This is a genomic window from Tabrizicola soli, assembly GCF_015999335.1.
Taxonomy (GTDB): domain Bacteria; phylum Pseudomonadota; class Alphaproteobacteria; order Rhodobacterales; family Rhodobacteraceae; genus Tabrizicola; species Tabrizicola soli.
In genome coordinates this window covers 127,564-149,197 of the sequence record NZ_JAEACP010000002.1, presented here as the reverse complement: position 1 = coordinate 149,197, position 21,634 = coordinate 127,564, and the positions used below count along the sequence as shown (strand labels likewise).

Below are 21,634 nucleotides of genomic sequence, written 5' to 3'. Positions count from 1 at the left end.
GGACCCCGTAGTGTGACCGAGGGTGTCGCATTCCGGAGGCCGCGCCGCAAGAGGAAGCGCAGCGGGCTTGCGGCCCCGGCCGCAAGGGCTAGGGTACCGGACGGCGGGACGGACCCGTCGCTGGGGGCAGGAGTCATGGCCGGCAAGGTGCAGATGCGAAGCCCGCGCGACCGCCTGCGCCACGCGATCCTGTTCGAACTGATCGCGCTGGTCCTGGTCGCGCCCCTGGGCGGATCGGTCTTCGACGTGGATGTCGGACATTTCGGTGTGGTGGCCCTGGTCAGCACCGCGCTGGCGATGCTGTGGACCTATGGCTACAACTTGGTCTTCGACCTTGCACTGCTCCGCCTCGGCCTCGGCCTAAAGAAATCGCTGCGCCTTCGGGCCGCCCATGCGGTGCTGTTCGAGGCCGGACTACTGATTCTCCTGGTCCCGTTCATCGCCTGGTATCTGGCGGTGCCGCTGTGGGAAGCTTTCCTGATGGACGTCTCGCTGGCCGGTTTCTACCTGGTCTATGCCTTTGTCTTCAATTGGCTTTACGACCTGGCGGTACCGCTGCCGAGCCCGGACGGCTAAAGCACTTGCGCCCACGCAAGGCCCGTGGAGCGGGGCCGGAACTGTAGTACACCATTCGGATGGAATGGTGGGCGACCCTGGAATCGAACCAGGCGTGGGTCGCCCCGGGGGAGTTACAGTCCCCTGCCGCACCTTGCAGCTCGTCGCCCGCCGGGGGTGGGTCTACCCAAGGGGGAGGGGGGCGTCAAGGGTGGTCAGGCAAGTTTTCGGCTTGCATCGGGGGGCGGGCCCGCGCAAAGGTCCCGGCTGGTTTTCATGGGGTCGGGACATGGCGGCGGGTGGAAAGAAACCGGCCTGGGTGGTCGAGAAGGAACGCGGCGAGCGGCGCGAGGCGCGGGAGACCGTCTGGCTTTTCGGCCTCCATGCGGTGCGCGACGCGCTGATGAATCCGAAGCGCGAGAAGCTGCGCCTGGTGCTGACTAAGAACGCGCTCGATAAGCTGGAGGCGGCGGTTGCGGCCTCGGGGATGACCCCGGAAGTGGTCGAGCCGCGCCGCTTCGACGTGCCGATCGACGAAGGCTCGGTCCACCAGGGTGCGGCGGTCGAGGTGAAGCCCTTGAACTGGGGCAGGTTCGCCGATGTCTGTGCGGCGGGCGAGGGGCTGCCGCTGGTGGTCCTTCTCGACCGGGTGACGGACCCGCATAACGTCGGTGCGATCCTGCGCTCGGCCGAGGTGTTCGGCGCGCGCGCCGTGATCGCGCCGAAGCATCATTCGGCGCCCGAGACCGGGGCGCTGGCCAAGACCGCAAGCGGCGCGCTGGAGCGGCAGCCCTATCTGAAGGTGACGAACCTGGCCGAGGCGATGGAGGCGCTGCGCGACATGGGCTTCACCCTGATCGGGCTGGACGGCGAGGCTCCGGTGACGCTGGATCAGGCGGTGGCGGGCGCGAACGGCAGGCCGATCGCCCTTGTCCTCGGCGCGGAAGGGCCCGGGCTGCGGGAAAGGACGCGCGAGACCTGCGACGTGCTGGCCCGCATCCCCTTTGCCGGGGCCTTCGGCAGCCTCAACGTCTCGAACGCCGCCGCCGTATCGCTATACGCCGCGACGCGGGGATGATCACGACTCTGCGACGGGCCTTTAACCGGGCGTTCAGATTCCTAAATGACAGTAAGGAGGCACGGGACCGGAACCCCGTCCTTGACTTCACTGTCCCTCGTTCCGCGACTGGGTGCCTGGGGTGATCCCTTGGCACCCTTTTTCTTTCAGGGGGTATCATGCCGACCGATTCCGAGATCCGCGAGATCCTGACCTCGACCAAGACCATCGCGCTGGTGGGCTGGTCGCCGAAACCCGACCGGCCAAGCCACCGGGTCGCGGCCTTCCTGAAGGCGCGTGGGTACCGGGTGATTCCGGTCAACCCCGGCCAGGCAGGCCAGACGGCACTGGGCGAGACGGTGGTGGCCAGCCTGTCCGAGGCGGGGCCGGTCGACATGGTGGACATCTTCCGCCGCAGCGAGGAAGCGGGCGGCGTGGTGGATCAGGCGATCGCAGCCGGAGCCAAAGTGGTCTGGATGCAACTGGGCGTGGTGGACGAGGCGGCGGCCGCGCGGGCCAGGGCGGCGGGGCTCAGGGCGGTGATGGACCGCTGCCCGGCGATCGAGATCCCGCGGCTGGGGCTGTAGCGCCGGAATTTTCAAAAATTCCGGGTCGGAGCCTTGAAGGCTCCGGTCCGATTTCTTCGAAGAAATCGGTCAGCGTCCGGCTTTTTCGGCAATCCCCGAGGTGCCTTCGCGGCGGTCGAGTTCCGCCAGCACGTCGCCAAGGGTCACGTCGCGCGCGGCGAGCATGACGAGGAGGTGGTAAAGCACATCCGCGGCCTCGGCCGTCAGACGGGCGCGGTCGCCCTTGACGGCCTCGATGATCGCCTCGACCGCCTCTTCCCCGAACTTCTCGGCGCATTTCTCCGGCCCCTTGGCAAGAAGCTTGGCGGTCCAGGAGGTTTCCGGGTCGGCCCCCTTGCGGGCGGCGATGGTGGCGGCGAGGGCTTCCAGGCTCACGTCAGCCTCACGGGGATGCCGGCGGCGGCCATGTGGGCCTTGGCCTGGCCGATGGTGAAGGTGCCGAAGTGGAAGATCGAGGCGGCGAGGACGGCCGAGGCGTGGCCCTCGGTGATCCCCTCGACCAGGTGGTCCAGCGTGCCGACGCCTCCGCTGGCGATGACGGGAATGTCGACAGCGTCCGCGATGGCGCGGGTGAGGGGGATGTTGAAACCCTGTTTCGTGCCGTCGCGGTCCATCGAGGTCAGCAGGATCTCTCCCGCCCCCTTCGCGGCGACGGTGCGGGCGAAGTCGACCGCGTCGATTCCGGTGGCGCGGCGGCCGCCGTGGGTGAAGATCTCCCATTTGCCGGGCGAGACGGTCTTGGCGTCGATGGCCACCACGATGCACTGGCTGCCGAAACGGTCGGCGGCGCGGGCCACCACCTCGGGGTCGGCCACGGCGGCGGAGTTGAAGCTGACCTTGTCGGCCCCCGCAAGAAGAAGCTTGCGCACATCCTCGGGCGTCCGCACCCCGCCGCCGACGGTAAGGGGCATGAAGCACTGCTCGGCAGTGCGGGTCACGAGGTCGAGCATCGTGGCCCGGTTGTCCTCGGTCGCCATGATGTCGAGGAAGCACAGCTCGTCCGCACCGGCGGCGTCGTAGGCCTTCGCAGCCTCGACCGGGTCGCCGGCGTCGATCAGGTCGACGAAATTCACGCCTTTCACCACGCGACCGTCGGCCACGTCGAGGCAGGGGATGATGCGGGTCTTCAGCATGGGGCAGGAATGCCGCGTGGGGGCGGGAAAGGCAAGCGGGATTGGGGGGGGCAGCGCCACGCGTGGCGCAATTTCGACGGACAGAAAATCAAGGGGTTGGATGTGGGCGTTAAGCTTCTGGAAAGGAGTCGCGGGTGGGAGCGGTTTGCAGAACGAGCGCGTTCCGCGCAAGCCCTTGTCTCGTCGTCGGGCTTCGCCTCCTCCTCGGGCCGTCGGGGGTTTCACACCCCCGAACCCCCGTGGGATATTTATGAACAGGTGAATGTGCGGGTTGCGCGTCGCGAGCCAGAGCGGCCCGGGGGGTCAGGTCGCGAGAGCCTGCAGCGCCTCGGCCAGGTCGATCGCCCCGTCGTAGAGCGCGCGGCCGGAGATGGCGCCGGCGATGACCCGGGTGTCGCGCAGCGCGAGGAGGTCCGCCATGCGGGAGACGCCGCCGGAGGCGATCACCGGGATCGACACGGCGCGGGCGAGCGCCTCGGTCGCCTCGATGTTCGGGCCCTGCATCGCGCCGTCGCGGTCGATGTCGGTGTAGATGATCGCGGCGACGCCCGCGTCCTCGAACGAGCGGGCGAGGTCGGTGGCCATCACATCGGTCTCCTCGGCCCAGCCCTTCGTGGCGACGCGGCCCTTGCGGGCGTCGATGCCCACGGCGACCTTGCCGGGGAAGGCGCGGGCGGCCTCGCGCACCAGGGCGGGGTCTTCCACCGCCACGGTGCCGAGGATCACGCGGGAAAGCCCCTTTTCCAGCCACATGGAGATCGTCGCCATGTCGCGGATGCCGCCGCCGAGCTGGGCGGGCACGCGAACGGCCTTCAGGATGGACTCCACGGCGGCGGCGTTCACCGGCTGGCCGGCGAAGGCGCCGTTCAGGTCGACGAGGTGGAGCCACGCGCAGCCCGCGGCCTGGAACTTCAGCGCCTGGGCGGCGGGGTCGTCGCCGAAGACGGTGGCGGCCGACATCTCGCCGCGCAGGAGCCGGACGCACTGGCCGTCCTTCAGGTCGATGGCCGGGTAAAGGATCATGACAGCCTCTCCGCTTTCGGTCGGGCGGTCTTTGGCATGGGGCGCGGGGAATGAAAAGCCGCCAGACGCGACCCGACGTCACGCTTGATCGGTTTTGCAGGTGGCGCAAGGTCGCGGGCAGGGAGATTGCGAGGAGGATGCAACATGAAGGCTTTCGCTTTTGCCGCAGGTCTGGCGCTGCTGGCCGGGACGGCGGCCGCCGATCCGGTCGAGGGGGTCTGGCAGACCCGGAAGGACGACAACGGCAATTTCGGCCATGTCGAGATCAGGCCCTGCGGCCCGGCCTATTGCGGCACGCTCGTCTGTGCCTTCGACGGCGCGGGCGAGGAGATCGAGAGCCCGAATGTCGGCAAGCGCATCGTCTGGGATATGGTGGCCTATCCGGACGGGCTTTATGACGACGGCAAGATCTGGTCGCCGGACCGGGACAAGACCTATGGCGGCGACATGATGCTGGCGGGGGACAGCCTGAAGGTCAGGGGCTGCATGCTGGGGATCTGCCGCGACGGCGGGACCTGGGTGCGGGTGAAATAGCCGCAAGCTCCGGGTCGCGGCGGCGCGCGGCTTCTGGCATCAAGGCGCCATGCGCGCGATCGACTGGATACTTCTGTGGAGCTTGTCCCTGCTTTGGGGCGGGTCCTTCTTGTTCAACGAACTGGCCCTGGCCGGCTTGCCGCCGGTCAGCATCGTCTGGGGCCGGGTGGCGCTGGCGGCGGTGCTTCTGGTGCTGGCGGCAAGGCTTTCGGGCCAGGGGATGCCACCCCGGCGGGTCTGGGGCGCGCTGGCGGTGATGGGAGTGCTGAACAACCTGGTGCCGTTCAGCCTTTTCGTGCTGGCGCAGGGGCAGATCACCGGGGCGCTGGCCTCGGTTCTCAATGCGACGACGCCCTTGTTCACCGTGCTGGTGGCGCATCTGGCGACGCAGGATGAACGCTTGTCGCCGATGAAGGCGGCGGGCGTGGGGCTCGGGTTCGCCGGGGTGCTGGCGATGATGGCGGGCGAGGATCTGGGCGGGGCGCTGCCGGCGATGCTGGCCTGCCTGGTGGCGGCGCTGTTCTATGCCCTGGCCGGGGTCTGGGGGCGGCGGTTCCGGAGGGCAGGGGTGACGCCCCTGCAAACCGCGGCGGGGCTGGTGACGGCGAGCACGGTGATGCTGACCCCGATCTGGCTGGCGCTGGACCGGCCCTGGGCGCTGCCCTGGCCGGGTGCCGTGCCGGTCGCGGCGGTGCTGGGGCTGGCGTGGTTGTCCACGGCGCTGGCCTATCTCATCTACTTCCGCATCCTTGCGCGGGCCGGGGCGACGGCGATCTCGCTGGTCACCTTCCTGATCCCGTTCTCGGCGGCGGGCCTGGGCTGGCTGGTGCTGGACGAGCGGCTGGAGGCGCGGCATCTGGCGGGGCTGGCGCTGATCCTGGGCGGGCTGGCGCTGATCGAGCGGACGCGGGGCCGTTGACCTTCGGGGGCCGGGGGCGCAGGCTGGGGGGATGCAGCCGCAAGCCATCCTGGAGACCGCGATCTATGCCGCCGACCTTGGCGCGGCGGAGGCGTTCTATGGCGGGCTCCTGGGCCTGCCGGTGATCGTGAAGGTCCCGGGGCGGCATGTGTTCTTCCGGGTGGGGCAGGGAGTGCTGCTGGTCTTCGACCCGGACGCGACCGAGCATCCGTCCGGCAATCCCGCGCTGCCGGTGCCGGTGCATGGCGCGCGGGGGCCGGGGCATGTGTGCTTTTCCGCCAGCCGGGAGGAAATCGCGGCCTGGCGCGAGCGGTTCGGCGCTGCGGGCCTGACGGTGGAGGCCGAGTTCGACTGGCCGAACGGGGCACGCTCGCTTTACCTGCGCGATCCGGCCGGGAATTCGGTGGAATTCGCCGAGCCCCGGCTGTGGGAGGCCTAGCCGAAGATCGACCAGCCGGTGCGCCGCGCCAGCATCTCCAGCGCCTCGGTGCCCAGCCTGGAATTGCCCTGTGCGTTCAGCCCCGGCGACCAGACCGCGACCGAGGCGCGGCCGGGGGCGATGGCCAGGATGCCGCCGCCGACGCCGGACTTGCCGGGCAGGCCGACGCGGAAGGCGAACTCGCCCGAACCGTCGTAATGGCCGCAGGTCAGCATCAGCGCGTTGATCCGGCGCACGCGCTCGGGCGCGATCAGGTGCTGGATCCCGGCCAGGAAGCGGCCAGCGCGGGCCAGCTGCTCCACCGTCATGGCGATGGCGCATTGGTGGAAATAGGCGCCGAGGACGTGGTCGGGCGGGTTCGTCAGGTTGCCCTGCGCCTTCAGGAAATGCGCCATAGCGAAATTGCGGTGGCCGGTCTCGGTTTCCGAGCGGGCGACCTTGCGGTCGATGTGGATGTCGTCGGCCCCGGCGGCGGCGCGGACGAAGCCGAGAAGCTCGGCCAGGTATTCGCGCGGCGGGCGCTTGCCCAGGGCGGCGTCGGTGGTCACGATGGCGCCGGCGTTGACGAAGGGGTTGCGCGGGATGCCGCCCTCGTTCTCGAGCTGGAGGATCGAGTTGAAGGCGAGGCCCGAAGGCTCGCGCCGGACGCGGGTCCAGAGCTGGTCGCCAAGGCGGCCAAGCGCGATGGCCAGGCCGAAGACCTTGGAGATCGACTGGATCGAGAAAGCCGTGGCGCTGTCCCCGGCCGAGAGTTGGGTTCCGTCGGCCAGGCAGACCGAGATGCCGAACTGGTCCGGGTCGACGGCGGCAAGCTCGGGGATGTAGTCGGCCACGCGGCCCCGTTCGCTGCGCGCTGCCATCTCGGCCGCAATCTCGGCCAGATGCTGCGCCAGCGTCCCGGTCACGGCGTCCAGCGCAGGAAGTTGCCGATCAGGCGCAGGCCTGCGGCCTGGCTCTTTTCGGGGTGGAACTGGGTGCCGACGATGTTGTCGCGGCCGACGATGGCGGTGATCGGCCCGCCATAGTCGCAATGGGCTAGGAGATGCCCGGGGTCGGTGGCGCGGAAATGGTAGGAATGGACGAAATAGGCGTGGTCGCCGGTTTCGATACCTTCCAGAACCGGGTGCGGCCGGTCCAGGATCAGGTCGTTCCAGCCCATATGCGGGACCTTGAGCGCGCGGTCGGCGGGTTCGATCCTGACCACGTCGCCGGGGACCCAGCCGAAGCCCTCGGTCAGGCGGTATTCGTGGCCGCGGCTTGCCAGCATCTGCATGCCGACGCAGATGCCGAGAAAGGGGCGGGCCTTGCGGACGACGGCTTCCTCGATCGCCTCGAACAGCCCGCCATGGGCGCCGAGCGCCGCGCGGCAGGCGGGGAAGGCGCCGTCGCCCGGCAGGACGATGCGGTCGGCGCGGGCCACGTCCTCGGGCCGGGAGGTCACGAGGATCTCGCCGCCGCCCACCTCGGCCGCCATGCGCTGGAAGGCCTTTTCGGCGGAGTGCAGGTTGCCGGAATCATAGTCGACGAGGGCGGTCAGGGGCATCGGTCTGGTCTCTGGGTGCTGCAAGAATTTTCGAAAATTCTTGCAAATCTTTTCGAAAAGATTTGCGCGGCCGTCACAGGGCGCCCTTGGTCGAGGGAAGCGCGTCGCCAAGGCGGGGATCGGTCTCGACCGCCTCGCGCAGGGCGCGGGCGACGGATTTGAACGCGGCCTCGGCGATGTGGTGGCTGTTGAAGCCATGCAGCCGGTCCACATGCAGCGTGATGCCGCCATGGGTGGAGAGGGCCTGGAAGAACTCGCGCACCAGTTCGGTGTCGAAGGTGCCGATCTTCGGGGTCGGGAAATCGACGGTCCAGATCAGGAAGGGCCGGGCCGAGAGGTCGAGCGCGCAGGCGATCTGGGCGTCGTCCATCGCGAGGCGGAAATGGCCATAGCGGCGGATGCCGCGCTTGTCGCCAAGCGCCTTGGCCAGAGCCTGGCCGAGGGCGATGCCCACATCCTCGACCGTGTGGTGGTCGTCGATGTGCAGGTCGCCCTTCGCGCGCACCGTCAGGTCGATCAGGCTGTGCCGGGCAAGCTGGTCCAGCATGTGATCGAAGAAGCCCACGCCCGTCTGGCAGTCATGCCGGCCGGTGCCGTCGAGGTCGACCCTGACCGTGATCGCGGTCTCGGTGGTGGTGCGGGTGATCTCGGCCTGGCGCATCGGCAATCTCCGGCGGTTGCCAGATGGCTGGTAAACCCTTGGGCGGGCTGCGGCAAGACCTGCGGGAAAGCAAAAGGGCGCCCGGTTGGGCGCCCTCTGGCTGGTCCGACTGGAGCGGGCGATGAGATTCGAACTCACGACCCTAACCTTGGCAAGGTTATGCTCTACCCCTGAGCTACGCCCGCGCCGGTCTGGACGAGGGGGGATGTATAAAGACCTGCAGATGGCCGCAAGGGGAAAAGTGCGTCGGCTGCGAAAATTTCTGCGACTCAGGCGTCGGAGGGGCGGTTTGTGAAAGGGCAATCTGCCCACCAGCATCAGTGCGCGCGCAGCGTCAATGGGAGAAATGCGGCGGTAAAACCGGCGTGAAGATATTGCAACAGTCTGGTATCTGGCAATGATCCTAATAACTTGCGCCGCGAAGGCATCGGGCCTTCTTGCGCGGCCGCACTTCGCTGCGTTGCCGCATTCTGGAGAAAGTAAATGAAGAAGTTCGCTCTCGTTCTGGCCGCTTCGGCCCTGACCGCCGTCGCCGCTTTCGCTGAAGACGCCGCTCCGGCTGCGGAAGTTGTCGACACTGACGCTAACGGCACCTTCTCGCTGGCCGAAGTCCAGGCTGTCTACGCCGCCGTGACCGAAGAGACCTTCAAGGCCGCCGACACCGACGCTTCGGGCGAACTGTCGGCCGAAGAGCTGAAAGCCGCTGTGGACGCCGGCGCCTTCGCCGCCTGAGCCACATCCGGTTGATCGGACGAGGGGCCGTCCCGAGAGGGGCGGCCCCTTTCCTTTGGCCGGATGCCGCCGAGCGGGGGCAAGGGCCGGAACCGGGGGTGGGGCGCGCGCGTCAGTCTGGCATGGTGCCGCAAGGTCGCGGCGCGCAGCAAAGGAGACGCGAGATGAACAACGACCAGATCGCAGGCAAGTGGAAGCAGATCAAGGGCGAGGCCAAGGTCATGTGGGGCAAGCTGACCGATGACGAGCTCGACATCGCCGAGGGGCACAAGGACAAGCTGTCGGGCCTGATCCAGGAGCGGTACGGCCGCACCCGGGATGAGGCCGAGCGGGAAGTCCGCAACTTCTTCGACCGTTTCTGAGCCGGAACCCGGCAGGTGGGGTGGGTGAAACACCCACCCTACGCATTCACTCCAGTTCGACCAGCAGGTCCTTCGCCTCGATCTGCGCGCCGGGATGGACATGGATCGCCTTCACCAGCGCCTCGCGGTCGGCGTGAAGGCCGGTTTCCATCTTCATCGCCTCGATCGTCAGCAAGAGGTCGCCCGCGCGCACCTTCTGCCCCACCGACACCGCGACCGAGGCGATGGAGCCCGGCATCGGCGCGCCGACATGGGCCGGGTTGCCCTCGGCCGCCTTGGGCCGCGCCGCCGTCTTTGCCTTCACCGCACGGTTCGGCACCCGGATCACCCGGGGCTGGCCGTTCAGCTCGAAGAAGACGCGGACCTCGCCTTCGTCCGTGGTCTCGCTGACCGCCTGCAGGCGGATTTCCAGCGTCTTGCCTGGGTCGATCTCGGCGCTGATCTCGTCGCCGGGTTGCATCCCGTAGAAGAAGGTCCGTGTCGGCAGGACCCGCACCGGGCCATAGATCCGGTGCCGGGCGCGATAGTCCATGAAGACCTTGGGATACATCAGATAGCCGTTCAGGTCCTCTTCATCGACCTGGGCATCCTCGGCCTCTTCCGCGCCGGCCTTCATCTCGGCCGCGAGCTTCTGCCGCGCGGCGTCGAGGTTCACCGGGGCGAGCGAGGCGCCGGGACGCTCGCTGATCGGCTTGTCGCCCTTCAGCACCTTCTTCAGGATCCCGTCCGGCCAGCCGCCCGGCGGTTGGCCGAGGTTGCCCTTCAGCATGTCCACCACCGAATCGGGGAAGGCCACGTCCACGGCCGGATCCTCGACCTGGGCACGGGTCAGGCCCTGCGCGACCATCATCAGCGCCATGTCGCCCACGACCTTGGACGAGGGCGTGACCTTCACGATGTCGCCGAACATCCGGTTCGCATCGGCATAGGCCTGCGCCACCTCGTGCCAGCGTTCCTCGAGGCCGAGGCTGCGGGCCTGGGCCTTGAGGTTGGTGAACTGGCCGCCCGGCATCTCGTGCAGGTAGACCTCGGAGGCCGGGGCGGGCAGGCCCGATTCGAAGGCGGCGTATTGCTTGCGCACGCCTTCCCAGTAGTTCGAGACCTCGCGGATCGCGGCGATATCAAGGCCGGTGTCGCGTTCGGTATGGCGCAGCGCCTCGACGATCGATCCCAGGCAGGGCTGCGAGGTCCCGCCCGAGAAGGCGTCCATCGCCGCGTCCACCGCATCCACGCCCGCGTCGCAGGCGGCCAGGATCGTCGCCGCCCCCGCGCCCGAGGTGTCATGGGTGTGGAAGTGGATTGGCAGGCCCACCTCCTGCTTCAGCGCCTTGACCAGCACGCGGGCGGCGGCGGGTTTCAGAAGGCCCGCCATGTCCTTCAGCCCCAGCACATGCGCGCCGGCGGCCTTCAGTTCCTTGCCCATGGCAACGTAGTATTTCAGGTCGTACTTCGGCCGCGACGGATCGAGCAGGTCGCCGGTATAGCAGATCGTGCCCTCGCAGACCTTGCCGGCCTCGACCACGGCGTCCATCGCGACGCGCATGTTCTCGACCCAGTTCAGGCTGTCGAAGACGCGGAACACGTCCACGCCCGAGGCTGCGGCCTGTTTCACGAAGGCCTGCACCACGTTGTCGGGGTAGTTCGTGTAGCCCACCCCGTTCGAGGCGCGCAGCAGCATCTGCGTCATCAGGTTCGGCATGGCGGCGCGCAGGTCGCGCAGCCGCTGCCAGGGGCATTCCTGCAGGAAGCGGTAGGCCACGTCGAAGGTGGCCCCGCCCCAGCACTCGACCGAGAAGAGCTGCGGCAGGTTCGCGGCATAGGCGGGCGCCACGCGGATCATGTCGAAGGACCGCATCCGGGTGGCCAGCAGGGACTGGTGCCCGTCGCGCATCGTGGTGTCGGTGAGAAGGACCTTGGTCTGCGCCTTCATCCAGTCGGCGACGGCCTGCGGGCCCTTCTGTTCCAGGAGGTTGCGCGTGCCATAGGCGGGTTCGGCCTTCAGCGCCGGGGGCTTCGGCGCGCGGGCCTCGGCCGGGGGCAGGGCGCGGCCCGCCGTCTCGGGGTGACCGTTCACCGTGATGTCGGCGATATAGGTCAGGATCTTGGTCGCCCGGTCCTTGCGGCGCTTGAAGTTGAAGAGCTCGGGCGTCGTGTCGATGAACTTGGTCGTGTAGGTGTCGTCCAGGAAGGTCGGGTGCTTCAGGAGGTTGATCACGAACTCGATGTTCGTGGCCACGCCGCGGATGCGGAATTCGCGCAGCGCGCGGTCCATCCGGCTGATCGCCTTCTCGGGCGTCTGGGCATGGGCGGTGACCTTCACCAGCAGCGAGTCATAGTAGCGCGTGATGACCGAGCCGGCATAGGCGGTGCCGCCGTCCAGCCGGATGCCGTTGCCGGTGGCCGAGCGATAGGCGGTCAGGCGGCCATAATCCGGGATGAAGTTGTTCAGCGGGTCCTCGGTGGTGACGCGGCACTGCAGCGCATGGCCGTTCAGCTTCACCTCCGCCTGGGAGGCGACGCCCGTCGCCTCGGGCAGGGTCTTGCCTTCCTCGATCAGGATCTGGGCCTGGACGATGTCGATGCCGGTCACCTCCTCGGTGACGGTGTGTTCGACCTGGACGCGGGGGTTCACCTCGATGAAGTAGAACTTGCCCTCGTCCATATCCATCAGGAATTCGACGGTGCCGGCGCATTCGTAGTTCACATGGGAACAGATGCGCTTGGCCATCTCGCAGACTTCCTCGCGCTGTTCCTGCGTGAGGTAGGGCGCGGGGGCGCGTTCGACCACCTTCTGGTTGCGGCGCTGCACGGTGCAGTCCCGCTCCCACAGGTGCCAGACGTTGCCGGCCTTGTCGCCGAGGATCTGCACCTCGACATGGCGGGCGCGCAGGATCATCTTTTCCAGGTAGCCCTCGCCATTGCCGAAGGCGGCCTCGGCCTCGCGCCGGCCCTCGCGCACCTTGGCCTCGAGCTCGTCCTCGGAGAGGATCGGACGCATCCCGCGCCCGCCGCCGCCCCAGCTGGCCTTGAGCATCAAGGGATAGCCGATCTCTTTGGCCTGTTTCTTGATCTTCGCCATGTCGTCGCCCAGCACCTCGGTCGCCGGGATGACGGGCACGCCCGCCGCCACCGCGACGCGCCGGGCGCTGGCCTTGTCGCCGAGGGCGCGCATCGTCTCGGCCTGCGGACCGATGAAGGTGATTCCGGCCTGGTCGCAGGCCTCGACGAAATCCGGGTTCTCGGAGAGAAGGCCATAGCCCGGGTGCACCGCATCCGCGCCCGCCATCTTGGCGACCCGGATGATCTCGGGGATCGAGAGATAGGCGCCCACCGGCGACAGGCCCTCGCCGATGCGATAGGCCTCGTCGGCCTTGAAGCGGTGCAGGCCCAGCTTGTCCTCTTCGGCATAGACCGCGACGGTGCGTTTCCCAAGCTCGTTCGCGGCACGCATCACGCGGATGGCGATCTCGCCGCGGTTGGCGATCAGGATCTTCTTGAACTCAGGCATTGGCGGCCTCCCCGGGGCAGAACGGGGGCAGATTAGGGGCGCTGCGGTGCAGCACAAGGGGGTTTGCCGCCGTTTTCCGACAGAAATGCGACAGTCCGCCGCTGCGTGGTTTCGGCGCGGCCCTGCGACGGGATGCGGGGCCTGAACAATCGGTGAACGCGGGCCTTTCCCCGGCCGGGGATGCGTATATACTGGCGGGATGAACGGATGGGATGAAGACGAGGCATTCGCGGCTGCCGCCGCCCCGGTGCCGCTGTCGCAGCGGGCGATGGCGGGGCGCGCGCAGGCTGCGCAAAACTTTGACTATTTGAATGATCTTAATTCAGCCCAGCGTGCGGCTGTAGAAGCTTTGGACGGCCCGGTGCTAATGCTGGCAGGCGCGGGCACCGGCAAGACGAAAGCACTTATGGCGCGAGTAGCGCACCTGCTCACCTTGGGTAAGTGCACTTCACGCGAGATCCTTGCGGTGACATTCACAAATAAGGCGGCGCGGGAGATGAAGGACCGACTTCATCGCACGCCTTTTGTGCTGCAACACCTCTTGCGCGACCACGGCCTCCAGTGGATGGGCACTTTCCACGCCATATCGGTCAAGATCCTGCGGCGGCATGCCGAGCTGGTGGGTCTGAAGCCGAACTTCACCATTCTCGACACCGACGACCAGCTTCGGCTGTTAAAGCAGCTGGTGCTGGCGGCGAACATCGACGAGAAGCGCTGGCCCGCCCGGATGCTGGCTGGGCTGATCGACGGCTGGAAAAACCGCGCCTGGACGCCGGAGAAGGTGCCGTCGTCCGAAGCTTCCGCCTACAACAACCGGGGGACCGAGCTTTACGCCGCCTATCAGGACCGGCTGAAGACACTGAACGCCACCGATTTCGGCGACCTCCTGCTGCACTGCGTGATGATTTTCCAGAACTACCCGGACGTACTGCAACAGTATCAGCGCTGGTTCCGCTACATCCTCGTCGACGAATACCAGGACACCAACGTCGCCCAGTATCTCTGGCTGCGGCTCCTGGCACAGGCGCACAAGAACATCTGTTGTGTCGGCGACGACGACCAGTCGATCTACGGCTGGCGCGGCGCAGAGGTCGGCAACATCCTGCGGTTCGAGAAGGATTTCCCCAGCGCGCAGGTGATCCGGCTGGAGCAGAACTACCGCTCGACCGGCCATATCCTTGCGGCGGCTTCGGGGCTCATCGCAAAGAACGCGGGACGGCTGGGCAAGACGCTGTGGACGGCCGGGGCCCTGGGCGAGAAAGTCCGCCTCATCGGCCATTGGGACGGCGAGGAGGAAGCGCGCTGGATCGGCGAGGAGATCGAGGCGATCCAGCGCGGCACAAGGGGCATGGAGCCGGTGGACCTGAACCGGCAGGCGATCCTCGTTCGCGCCAGCCACCAGATGCGCGCCTTCGAGGACCGTTTCCTGACCATCGGCCTGCCCTACCGCGTGATCGGTGGGCCGCGCTTCTACGAACGCCAGGAAATCCGCGACGCGATGGCCTATTTCCGGCTTGCGGTCTCGCCCGACGACGACCTCGCCTTCGAACGGGTGGTGAACCTGCCGAAGCGAGGGCTGGGTGACACGGCGCAATCGAAGATCAACGTGCTGGCGCGGGCGGCGGGTGTGCCGCTTCTGGACGGCGCGCGGGAAGCCTTGGCCAAGGGCGTGATCCCCGGCAAGGGGGCGGCGCAGCTTCGCGCCTTCGTCGAAGGCGTGGACCGCTGGCACGCCGCGACCTTCCACCCCGAATACGACCATATCCGGCTGGCCGAGACGATCCTGGACGAATCGGGCTACACCGAGATGTGGCAGAACGACAAGACGCCCGAGGCTCCGGGGCGGCTCGACAACCTGAAGGAACTCGTGAAGGCGCTGGAGCAGTTCGACAACCTGCAGGGCTTCCTTGAACACGTCAGCCTCATCATGGACAACGACACCGAAGGGGCGGAGGAAAAGGTCACGATCATGACCCTCCACGCCGCCAAGGGGCTGGAGTTTCCGGTGGTCTTCCTGCCGGGCTGGGAGGATGGGCTTTTCCCCAGCCAGCGCAGCATGGACGAATCGGGCGTGAAGGGGCTGGAGGAGGAGCGGCGTCTGGCCTATGTCGGCATCACCCGGGCCGAGGAGTTGTGCACGATCAGCTTCGCCTCGAACCGGCGGGTCTATGGCCAGTGGCAAAGCCAGCTTCCCTCGCGCTTCATCGACGAGCTGCCGCCCGACCATGTCGAAGTGCTGACCGCGCCGGGCCTTTACGGCGGCGGCTATGGTGCGGCGGCACAGGTGGGCTTTGGCTCCAGCCTCGAGGACCGGGTGTCCAAGGCCGATGTCTACAATTCGCCCGGCTGGCGGCGGATGCAGGAGAATCAGTCGCATCGGCCGATCCGGCAGCCGGTGGAAGCGCGGCACGTGGTGATCGACGCCGAGGCGCTGTCGCCCTATGTGCTGGGCGACCGGGTGTTCCACCAGAAATTCGGCTATGGCGAGATCGTCGGGATCGAAGGCGACAAGCTGGACGTGGAATTCGACCGCGCCGGGCTGAAGAAGGTCGTCGCGCGCTGGGTGATTCCGGCCGATCAGGTGGACGACGTTCCCTTCTAGGCGCAACCGAATTCCGAACGGAATTCGGCACGATTTCCGTTCGGAAATCGTTCAGCGCCCGGATTTCAGCCGGTCCAGCCCCTGCGCGCCGATTCCGGCCACCAGCCCCCAGAACGCCGCGCCGATGCCGAAGGCCGCGACGCCCGAAGCGGTGACCGCCAGGGTCAGCACCGCCGCGAATCGCTGTTCGGGCAGGGCGAACCCCGCCGTCAGCGCGCCCATCAGCGGCGAGAGCAGCGCCAGCGCCACCAGCGCCAGCACCATCGGGCCGGGCAGCGCGGCCAGCAGTTGCAGCACCGCAGGGCTCAGCAGCCCCAGAATCACCCAGGCTCCGGCATAGGCCAGGCCCACGATCCAGCGGCGTTCCTTCTCGGGGTGGACGTCCGGCCCCAGGCAGATCGCCGCCGTGATCGCCGCCATGCTGACCGTATGCGCCCCGAACGGGGCCGTCACCGCCGACAGAAGCCCCGTCACCGTCAGCGCCGGCGTGACCGGCGGCTCGTATCCCGCCGCGCGCAGGGTGGCGAAGCCGGGCAGGTTCTGCGAGGCCATGGTGACAAGATAGAGCGGCAACCCGAGGCCGAGCAGGACCGAGAGCCGGAACTCGGGGGCGACCGGCTCCAGCACCGGCGCGGCAAGGGCGAGGGTCGAGACATCCGCCCCCGTGGCGAGCGCCAGCAGGATGCCGGTGGCAAAGGCCGCCAGCACCGCCAGAGCGGGGTTGAGCAGCCGCACCAGAAGAAAGACCGCGATCATCGGCAGGACCACGGCGGGAAGAGCCTCGGCCGCGCCAGCGCCCTTCAGGCAGAACGGCAGAAGCACGCCCGCCAGCATCCCGGCCGCGATTCCGTCGGGGATGCGCGCGACCAGCGCGCCCAGCGGCCGGATCAGGCCGGTGGCGGCGATCAGAAGGCCGGCGACGATGAAGGCGCCCACGCCCTCGGCCAGGGTGATGCCCTCGGTCGCGGCGATCAGCGCAGCGCCGGGAGTGGACCAGGCCAGCACCACCGGCACCCGGTAGCGGAAGGAGAGGAAGGCCGAGCCCGCCGCCTTGGCCAGCGACACCGCCAGCAGCCAGCTTGCCGCCTGCGCCTCCGTCGCCCCCAGCGCGTTGGCCGCGGCCAGCACGATGGCCACGCTGGCCGCGTAACCCACAAGGGCCGCGACCGTCGCCGCCGAAATCACCGAAACCCGCATGTCACCCCCGAACGCGTTCGGGGGACTATCCGGTGGCGGGGACAGGGCTGCAAGGGGGAGAGAGGCGGCGACCCCGAGGGAGGAGGAGAGGGGCCGCCGCTGGTCCAGATGCCCAAGGGAGGAGGAGAGGGCATCCGAAGCCGGTGGGGCACATGGCCCCGGATGGGGGCGGCAGCGCCCGGGAGGAGGAGGGGCGCTGCCGCGGTATCGAACGCCCCAGGGAGGAGGAGGGGGCATCCAATCTCTGGGCCACGACGGCCCGGATGGTTTGTGCGGCGACCCCGAGGGAGGAGGAGAGGGGCCGCCGCCGCCAGATGACCCAAGGGAGGAGGAGAGGGTCACCCGGATCTCTGGGGGCTGGTGCCCCCGAAGGGAAGGGACGGCGATGCCAGGGAGGAGGAGGGCATCGCCGCCGATCGTACAGGCCCCAGGGAGGAGGAGGGGGCCTTCACGAAACCTTACTTGCCGAAGGCGGCCTCGCGCGCCACTTCGACGATGCCGAGCCGGCTGATGCCGAGATCCGCGAGGTCGCGGTCGCTCAGGGCGTTCAGTTCAGCCACGGTCTGGGCATAGAGCCTGCGGGCCTGGATCGCGGCCAGGACGCGGTCCTTGAGGTCTGCCAGCCGGTCGAGAAGACCTTTCTGGGCGACGCGGGTGCTGTTGACGTATGCCATCTCGTATGAGCCTCTGTAGTGCTTCAGCGGCGTTCTGTTGCGCTGTTGAGGGCAAGATGGACCTTATGCTGCAACTGCACAATAGCCCCCGGCTGCAATGCTGCCATGCGGCATCCGCATGGCTCTCGTCGCGAAATATTCATGCTTTTTTAATGCCTTCGCCGAAATTTTGAGCAACTGGTCAACAGGTCTTGCCTCTCTGCGCGATAATCACGACGATAAGGGTCAGGAGTTCGATGGCGGGGGATGCAATGGCACTCGATCGGGAAGCGGTGACGCGGGTTCTGGCGGGGGTTCCGCTGCCCGGCGGGGGGGACCTGGTCGGACGCGACCTGATTCGCGCCCTGTCGGTCGAGGGCGGCGCGGTCCGCTTCGTGATCGAGGCGGCGACGCCGGACGAGGCCCGCACGCTGGGCCCCGTCCAGGCCGAGGCCGAGGCGCGGCTGAAGGCGCTGCCCGGCGTGACCTCGGTCCAGGTGGTGATGACGGCGCATGGTCCGGCGCCAAAGGCTGCCCCGCCCAGCCTGAAGATCGGCCAGCACCCGACGCCGCAGCAGGGCGGGCCGCAGCGGATCTCGGGGATCGACCGGATCATCGCCATCGCCAGCGGCAAGGGCGGCGTGGGGAAATCCACCGTCGCCTCGAACCTGGCCGTGGCGCTGGCGCGGGAGGGGCGGCGGGTCGGGCTGCTGGATGCCGACATCCACGGGCCGAGCCAGCCGAAGATGATGGGGGTGAACCAGCGTCCCGCCTCTCCCGATGGCAAGACCATCGAGCCTCTGGTCGCGCATGGCGTCACCATGATGTCGATCGGGCTGATGCTGAAGGAGAACGAGGCCGTGATCTGGCGCGGCCCGATGCTGATGGGGGCGCTGCAGCAGCTTCTGGGGCAGGTGGCCTGGGGCAAGCTGGATATCCTGATCATCGACCTGCCGCCGGGGACGGGGGATGTGCAGCTGACGCTGGCGCAGCGCACGCAGCTGACCGGGGCGCTGGTCGTCTCCACCCCGCAGGACGTGGCGCTGCTGGATGCGCGCAAGGCGTTGGACATGTTCTCCAAGCTGAAGACCCCGGTCCTGGGCCTGATCGAGAACATGTCCACCTTCTGCTGCCCGAACTGCGGCCATGTCACCCCGATCTTCGGCCATGGCGGCGTTGCGGCCGAGGCGAGGAAGCTGGACCTGCCCTTCCTGGGCGAGTTGCCGCTGGCGCTGGACGTGCGCGTGGCCGGCGACAGCGGCACCCCCATCGCCGCGACCGACAGCCCGCTGGCCGAGCCCTATCGCGCCCTTGCCCGCCGCCTGATCGCCGGCGGCATGGCCTGACCTGCCCCGGCCCCGGCAGCTTTCCGCTGCCGGGGTTTCTTTTGGTTTGTATGCATACCGACTGGTTGGTATCATTGTGGTTAGAGGAGGACCAGATGATGACCCAACCGATCCGTACCGTCCTGTGGTTCAACGGCCGTGGCCGCGAGGCCGCCGAGTTCTACTGTTCCCTGATCCCCGACAGCCGCGTCACCGGCTTCTATGCCAGCGACAACGGGGGCCCCGATGGCAACATGCATTTCGAGGTGGTGGATTTCATCCTGCGCGGCGTGCCCTACCAGATCCTCGACGCGGGCCCGACGTTCCCGCTCTCCGAATGCGTCTCGATCATGGTCGAGACCCCCGATCAGGCCGAGACCGACCGCCTATGGGAGGCGCTGGCCGCGGATGGGGGCAGCCACGGCCCCTGCGGCTGGCTGAAGGACCGCTATGGTCTGTCCTGGCAGGTGGTCCCGGCCGAGGTCTCGCGCCTGATGCTGCAGCCCGACCGCGCCCGGGCCGAGCGGGCGCTGGCGGCGGTGATGCAGATGGGCAAGATCGACCTGGCCGCCGTCCAGGCCGCAGCGGCATAGGGGGCCAGGATGAGCGACATTCCGCAAGAGCAACGCTATCGGCCCGGCGACCGTATCATGCAGGGCGTGATCCCGTATCTCGGCCTTGCCGGCCAATGCGGCGCGGCGGCCGCCTTCTACGAGAAGGCCTTCGCCGCCCGCGACATCGGCCGGATGCCGATGGAGGGAGAACCCGGCAAGTTCATGCACCTGCAGCTCGAGATCAACGGCGGCGCGCTGATGCTGACCGATTACAGCGACATGTCGGGCACCCGGGCCTCGGACAGCCCGATGCCGCGCGGGCATCTGCAACTGGTCGTGCCGGATGGGCAGATGTGGTGGGACCGGGCGGTCGCGGCAGGCTGCACGGTGCTCGCGCCCTATGAGCGGCAGTTCTGGGGCGATACCTGGGGCCTGCTGGCCGATCCCTTCGGGCTGAAATGGGCCGTGTTGACACCCGATCCCGCACTCTGGGACAAGGGGCCATGACGACAGGCGCGGCAGTGCCGTAACGGGCCGGGGTACCCGGGGGCGTGGGGGGCGGGGGGGGGTGCGTGGCCGCGCGCGCGCTGGTTCGCCACAAGGGCTTTGCGGCCACCAGCGTCGACGACCTCTGCGCCGCCGCCGGGGTGACCAAGGGCGCCTTCTTCCACCATTTCCCGTCGAAAGAGGCCCTGGGCGTCGCCCTGATCGAGGACTGGACCGAAACCACCGGCGCGATGTTCGCGGCCCATGCCTACAACAGTCTGCCCGATCCGCTGGACCGGGTGCTGGCCTATCTCGACCTGCGGCGCCAGCTTCTGGAGATGCCGATCCCCGAGTTTTCCTGCGTCGCCGGGACAACGGTGCAGGAGGCGTATGAAAGCTCGCCCCCGATCCGGGCGGCGGCGGCGGCCAGCATCCGCTCGGGCGTCGACCATGTCCGCGCCCACCTCGCCGCCGCGCTTGCCGCGCATCCGGTGGCGGGGGTGACGGCCGAAAGCCTGGGCCGGATGGTCCAGGTCGCGGTGCAGGGCGGCATCGTGCTGGCCAAGGCGCTGGACGATCCCGCCCCCGCGCGTGAGGCGTTCGACCATCTGGAGCGCTACCTGCGGCTTCTGTTCGGCCGTCCGGCCTGACGGGGGCCACTGGGGATTTCGAATCACAGCCTCCGGGATTTCATGGGAAAGGCCGGGCAAAGTACTAGTCGGGACGGGTGATTCCGGGCAGAAACGGCGGATGACCATGGTTTTTGCCCGAGGCTTCCATCCCCTCGGCCCGAATTCCGGGAAATCACGGGACCGTCATCCGCTGTGAGCGATCCACAATATCTAGCGGAGTTCTTGGGAGGTTCTTCCCACAGCTTGGATCTTTGCAGCGAAATCCAATACAAAATGCTGGACCCGGCCCCCCGCCAGCACAAGATGCAGGGCTGGTCGCCCAAATTTTCCCTTGCGTTCCCATGTAATCCCATGCACTTTGAGCTCACGACGATGCGATGGGCAGTGAATGGCAGGGGCGGCTAAAAGACCCCGAACCAAGGCGTAAGGCACCTTCATACAGGCAGCCCCTTTCATCGGCGACACAGATCCGGCGCGCGAGCGAGCAGACATCTCCCCCAGGTGGCGCGCGTAGCTGGACGCCCAGCGATGGGACAGCGGCGGATCGGGTAGTGGCAGCAACCCGATCCGCCTTTTTCATTCCATCGCCCCGGGCTCGACGGACATTTTGGAAGGCCGAAAGGCATGGCAGAGGCGTTCAGAGGCGAGTTCTACCAGAAGGTAGATGCCAAGGCCCGGGTTTCGATCCCGGCCGCCTTCCGCGCCATCCTGAATTCCGACGATCCCCAGAAGGGCGAGAAGGGCGGCGCGCGCCTCTACCTGGTCTACGGCGGCAAGGCGCGGACCTTCGTCGAATGCTATTCCAAGCACGGCGCCGACCGGCTGGCCGAGGATATCGAGGCGATGGAGATGGGCTCGCCCGAGCGCACCCGCGCCGAGCGCGACCTGATCAGCCGCTCCGTGATGGTCGAGATCGACGCCGACGGCCGCATCGTCCTGCCCCCGCGCGTGCGCGAGAAGATGGGCTTTGCGGGCGACCTGCCTTCGGACGCCGAGGCCGCCTTCGCCGGCTTCACCAACCGTTTCCGCCTCTATCGCCGCGAGGTCTATGACGCCGAGCTGGCCGAGGATGACGAGGATGACGACATCGACCCGCTGACCCTTGTCGGGCGGCACAAGCGGACGGGGTAGG

General features: G+C 67.9%; 23 protein-coding genes and 2 tRNA genes. 14 read left to right on the top strand and 11 right to left on the bottom strand.

Features of this window, described 5'->3' with window-relative positions:
- Positions 1-135 precede the first annotated feature (135 nt).
- Complete coding sequence (locus I7S92_RS02675) at positions 136-576, top strand: PACE efflux transporter (RefSeq protein ID WP_386003232.1); 441 nt, start codon at positions 136-138, stop codon at positions 574-576.
- Positions 577-641: 65 nt separating this feature from the next.
- Here the strand turns inward: I7S92_RS02675 and I7S92_RS02670 are convergent.
- A tRNA-Tyr gene (locus I7S92_RS02670) sits at positions 642-725 on the bottom strand.
- Positions 726-844: 119 nt separating this feature from the next.
- Between I7S92_RS02670 and rlmB the strand changes: the two genes are divergently transcribed.
- Positions 845-1,633 (top strand): 23S rRNA (guanosine(2251)-2'-O)-methyltransferase RlmB, encoded by a 789-nt coding sequence (gene rlmB, locus I7S92_RS02665; RefSeq protein WP_197641928.1) that lies wholly within the window; start codon positions 845-847, stop codon positions 1,631-1,633.
- A gap of 158 nt (positions 1,634-1,791) precedes the next feature.
- Positions 1,792-2,199, top strand: a complete 408-nt coding sequence (locus I7S92_RS02660; RefSeq protein WP_197641927.1) for a CoA-binding protein — start codon at positions 1,792-1,794, stop codon at positions 2,197-2,199.
- Between the two features lie 69 nt (positions 2,200-2,268).
- Here the strand turns inward: I7S92_RS02660 and I7S92_RS02655 are convergent, their stop codons facing one another.
- The 3 genes from I7S92_RS02655 to hisA all read right to left on the bottom strand — a co-directional run bounded on the left by I7S92_RS02655 (position 2,269) and on the right by hisA (position 4,355).
- Complete coding sequence (locus I7S92_RS02655) at positions 2,269-2,574, bottom strand: phosphoribosyl-ATP diphosphatase (RefSeq protein ID WP_197641926.1); 306 nt, start codon at positions 2,572-2,574, stop codon at positions 2,269-2,271.
- Complete coding sequence (hisF, locus tag I7S92_RS02650) at positions 2,571-3,332, bottom strand: imidazole glycerol phosphate synthase subunit HisF (RefSeq protein ID WP_197641925.1); 762 nt, start codon at positions 3,330-3,332, stop codon at positions 2,571-2,573. Before hisF ends, I7S92_RS02655 begins: the two co-directional genes overlap by 4 nt.
- A gap of 303 nt (positions 3,333-3,635) precedes the next feature.
- Positions 3,636-4,355 carry a 1-(5-phosphoribosyl)-5-[(5-phosphoribosylamino)methylideneamino]imidazole-4-carboxamide isomerase gene (gene hisA / locus I7S92_RS02645; protein WP_197641924.1) on the bottom strand — a complete coding sequence of 240 codons (720 nt, stop codon included), beginning with the start codon at positions 4,353-4,355 and terminating at the stop codon, positions 3,636-3,638.
- Between the two features lie 144 nt (positions 4,356-4,499).
- Here hisA and I7S92_RS02640 point away from each other — a divergent pair, with 144 nt between their 5' ends.
- The 3 genes from I7S92_RS02640 to I7S92_RS02630 are packed head-to-tail and all read left to right on the top strand — an operon-like array spanning position 4,500 to position 6,247.
- Positions 4,500-4,889: a DUF2147 domain-containing protein gene (locus tag I7S92_RS02640; protein WP_197641923.1), complete on the top strand. Its 390-nt coding sequence runs from the start codon at positions 4,500-4,502 to the stop codon at positions 4,887-4,889.
- 49 nt (positions 4,890-4,938) lie between these two features.
- The gene (locus I7S92_RS02635) at positions 4,939-5,808 is read left to right on the top strand and encodes a DMT family transporter (protein ID WP_197641922.1); all 870 of its coding nucleotides are present in this window, start codon (positions 4,939-4,941) and stop codon (positions 5,806-5,808) included.
- A 31-nt stretch (positions 5,809-5,839) separates the two neighbouring features.
- The gene (locus I7S92_RS02630; protein WP_197641921.1) at positions 5,840-6,247 is read left to right on the top strand and encodes a VOC family protein; all 408 of its coding nucleotides are present in this window, start codon (positions 5,840-5,842) and stop codon (positions 6,245-6,247) included.
- Here I7S92_RS02630 and I7S92_RS02625 read toward each other — a convergent pair.
- From I7S92_RS02625 to I7S92_RS02610, 4 genes are all read right to left on the bottom strand, one after another.
- Positions 6,244-7,152, bottom strand: a complete 909-nt coding sequence (locus I7S92_RS02625) for a glutaminase (protein WP_197641920.1) — start codon at positions 7,150-7,152, stop codon at positions 6,244-6,246. The two genes, I7S92_RS02630 and I7S92_RS02625, sit on opposite strands and share 4 nt — an antisense overlap.
- Positions 7,149-7,790: an imidazole glycerol phosphate synthase subunit HisH gene (hisH, locus tag I7S92_RS02620; RefSeq protein ID WP_197641919.1), complete on the bottom strand. Its 642-nt coding sequence runs from the start codon at positions 7,788-7,790 to the stop codon at positions 7,149-7,151. Before hisH ends, I7S92_RS02625 begins: the two co-directional genes overlap by 4 nt.
- Positions 7,791-7,863: 73 nt before the next feature.
- Positions 7,864-8,451, bottom strand: a complete 588-nt coding sequence (gene hisB / locus I7S92_RS02615) for an imidazoleglycerol-phosphate dehydratase HisB (protein ID WP_197641918.1) — start codon at positions 8,449-8,451, stop codon at positions 7,864-7,866.
- Between the two features lie 110 nt (positions 8,452-8,561).
- Positions 8,562-8,636 (bottom strand) — tRNA-Gly (locus I7S92_RS02610).
- Between the two features lie 298 nt (positions 8,637-8,934).
- Here I7S92_RS02610 and I7S92_RS02605 point away from each other — a divergent pair.
- Positions 8,935-9,183, top strand: a complete 249-nt coding sequence (locus I7S92_RS02605) for an EF-hand domain-containing protein (protein ID WP_197641917.1) — start codon at positions 8,935-8,937, stop codon at positions 9,181-9,183.
- A 164-nt stretch (positions 9,184-9,347) separates the two neighbouring features.
- Positions 9,348-9,545: a CsbD family protein gene (locus tag I7S92_RS02600; protein ID WP_197641916.1), complete on the top strand. Its 198-nt coding sequence runs from the start codon at positions 9,348-9,350 to the stop codon at positions 9,543-9,545.
- 46 nt (positions 9,546-9,591) lie between these two features.
- On the opposite strand, the gene I7S92_RS02595 is transcribed toward I7S92_RS02600, so the two are convergent.
- Positions 9,592-13,053, bottom strand: a complete 3,462-nt coding sequence (locus I7S92_RS02595) for a pyruvate carboxylase (protein WP_197641915.1) — start codon at positions 13,051-13,053, stop codon at positions 9,592-9,594.
- Positions 13,054-13,252: 199 nt separating this feature from the next.
- On the opposite strand from I7S92_RS02595, the gene I7S92_RS02590 reads away from it, so the two are divergent.
- Positions 13,253-15,655 carry an ATP-dependent helicase gene (locus tag I7S92_RS02590; RefSeq protein WP_197641914.1) on the top strand — a complete coding sequence of 801 codons (2,403 nt, stop codon included), beginning with the start codon at positions 13,253-13,255 and terminating at the stop codon, positions 15,653-15,655.
- A 51-nt stretch (positions 15,656-15,706) separates the two neighbouring features.
- On the opposite strand, the gene I7S92_RS02585 is transcribed toward I7S92_RS02590, so the two are convergent.
- Positions 15,707-16,852 (bottom strand): benzoate/H(+) symporter BenE family transporter, encoded by a 1,146-nt coding sequence (locus I7S92_RS02585; protein ID WP_197641913.1) that lies wholly within the window; start codon positions 16,850-16,852, stop codon positions 15,707-15,709.
- A 458-nt stretch (positions 16,853-17,310) separates the two neighbouring features.
- Entirely contained in the window at positions 17,311-17,526 is a 216-nt protein-coding gene (locus tag I7S92_RS02580) for a DUF1127 domain-containing protein (RefSeq protein WP_197641912.1), read from the bottom strand.
- A gap of 251 nt (positions 17,527-17,777) precedes the next feature.
- Between I7S92_RS02580 and I7S92_RS02575 the strand changes: the two genes are divergently transcribed.
- The 5 genes from I7S92_RS02575 (at position 17,778) to I7S92_RS02555 (ending at position 21,633) form a co-directional block, all read left to right on the top strand.
- Positions 17,778-18,851 (top strand): Mrp/NBP35 family ATP-binding protein, encoded by a 1,074-nt coding sequence (locus tag I7S92_RS02575; protein ID WP_197641911.1) that lies wholly within the window; start codon positions 17,778-17,780, stop codon positions 18,849-18,851.
- A 95-nt stretch (positions 18,852-18,946) separates the two neighbouring features.
- Complete coding sequence (locus I7S92_RS02570) at positions 18,947-19,423, top strand: VOC family protein (protein ID WP_197641910.1); 477 nt, start codon at positions 18,947-18,949, stop codon at positions 19,421-19,423.
- A 9-nt stretch (positions 19,424-19,432) separates the two neighbouring features.
- The gene (locus tag I7S92_RS02565) at positions 19,433-19,891 is read left to right on the top strand and encodes a VOC family protein (RefSeq protein ID WP_197641909.1); all 459 of its coding nucleotides are present in this window, start codon (positions 19,433-19,435) and stop codon (positions 19,889-19,891) included.
- A gap of 65 nt (positions 19,892-19,956) precedes the next feature.
- Entirely contained in the window at positions 19,957-20,520 is a 564-nt protein-coding gene (locus tag I7S92_RS02560) for a TetR/AcrR family transcriptional regulator (RefSeq protein ID WP_354001296.1), read from the top strand.
- A gap of 606 nt (positions 20,521-21,126) precedes the next feature.
- Entirely contained in the window at positions 21,127-21,633 is a 507-nt protein-coding gene (locus I7S92_RS02555) for a division/cell wall cluster transcriptional repressor MraZ (protein WP_197641907.1), read from the top strand.
- Position 21,634 lies beyond the last annotated feature (1 nt).

Excerpts from the sequence above, each read along its gene's own strand:
- I7S92_RS02675 (WP_386003232.1), top strand. The coding sequence starts at position 136 with ATGGCCGGCAAGGTGCAGATGCGAAGCCCGCGCGACCGCCTGCGCCAC.
- rlmB (WP_197641928.1), top strand. The coding sequence starts at position 845 with ATGGCGGCGGGTGGAAAGAAACCGGCCTGGGTGGTCGAGAAGGAACGC.
- I7S92_RS02660 (WP_197641927.1), top strand. The coding sequence starts at position 1,792 with ATGCCGACCGATTCCGAGATCCGCGAGATCCTGACCTCGACCAAGACC.
- hisF (WP_197641925.1), bottom strand. The coding sequence starts at position 3,332 with ATGCTGAAGACCCGCATCATCCCCTGCCTCGACGTGGCCGACGGTCGC.
- hisA (WP_197641924.1), bottom strand. The coding sequence starts at position 4,355 with ATGATCCTTTACCCGGCCATCGACCTGAAGGACGGCCAGTGCGTCCGG.
- I7S92_RS02640 (WP_197641923.1), top strand. The coding sequence starts at position 4,500 with ATGAAGGCTTTCGCTTTTGCCGCAGGTCTGGCGCTGCTGGCCGGGACG.
- I7S92_RS02635 (WP_197641922.1), top strand. The coding sequence starts at position 4,939 with ATGCGCGCGATCGACTGGATACTTCTGTGGAGCTTGTCCCTGCTTTGG.
- I7S92_RS02630 (WP_197641921.1), top strand. The coding sequence starts at position 5,840 with ATGCAGCCGCAAGCCATCCTGGAGACCGCGATCTATGCCGCCGACCTT.
- hisH (WP_197641919.1), bottom strand. The coding sequence starts at position 7,790 with ATGCCCCTGACCGCCCTCGTCGACTATGATTCCGGCAACCTGCACTCC.
- hisB (WP_197641918.1), bottom strand. The coding sequence starts at position 8,451 with ATGCGCCAGGCCGAGATCACCCGCACCACCACCGAGACCGCGATCACG.
- I7S92_RS02605 (WP_197641917.1), top strand. The coding sequence starts at position 8,935 with ATGAAGAAGTTCGCTCTCGTTCTGGCCGCTTCGGCCCTGACCGCCGTC.
- I7S92_RS02600 (WP_197641916.1), top strand. The coding sequence starts at position 9,348 with ATGAACAACGACCAGATCGCAGGCAAGTGGAAGCAGATCAAGGGCGAG.
- I7S92_RS02595 (WP_197641915.1), bottom strand. The coding sequence starts at position 13,053 with ATGCCTGAGTTCAAGAAGATCCTGATCGCCAACCGCGGCGAGATCGCC.
- I7S92_RS02590 (WP_197641914.1), top strand. The coding sequence starts at position 13,253 with ATGAACGGATGGGATGAAGACGAGGCATTCGCGGCTGCCGCCGCCCCG.
- I7S92_RS02585 (WP_197641913.1), bottom strand. The coding sequence starts at position 16,852 with ATGCGGGTTTCGGTGATTTCGGCGGCGACGGTCGCGGCCCTTGTGGGT.
- I7S92_RS02580 (WP_197641912.1), bottom strand. The coding sequence starts at position 17,526 with ATGGCATACGTCAACAGCACCCGCGTCGCCCAGAAAGGTCTTCTCGAC.
- I7S92_RS02575 (WP_197641911.1), top strand. The coding sequence starts at position 17,778 with ATGGCACTCGATCGGGAAGCGGTGACGCGGGTTCTGGCGGGGGTTCCG.
- I7S92_RS02570 (WP_197641910.1), top strand. The coding sequence starts at position 18,947 with ATGATGACCCAACCGATCCGTACCGTCCTGTGGTTCAACGGCCGTGGC.
- I7S92_RS02565 (WP_197641909.1), top strand. The coding sequence starts at position 19,433 with ATGAGCGACATTCCGCAAGAGCAACGCTATCGGCCCGGCGACCGTATC.
- I7S92_RS02555 (WP_197641907.1), top strand. The coding sequence starts at position 21,127 with ATGGCAGAGGCGTTCAGAGGCGAGTTCTACCAGAAGGTAGATGCCAAG.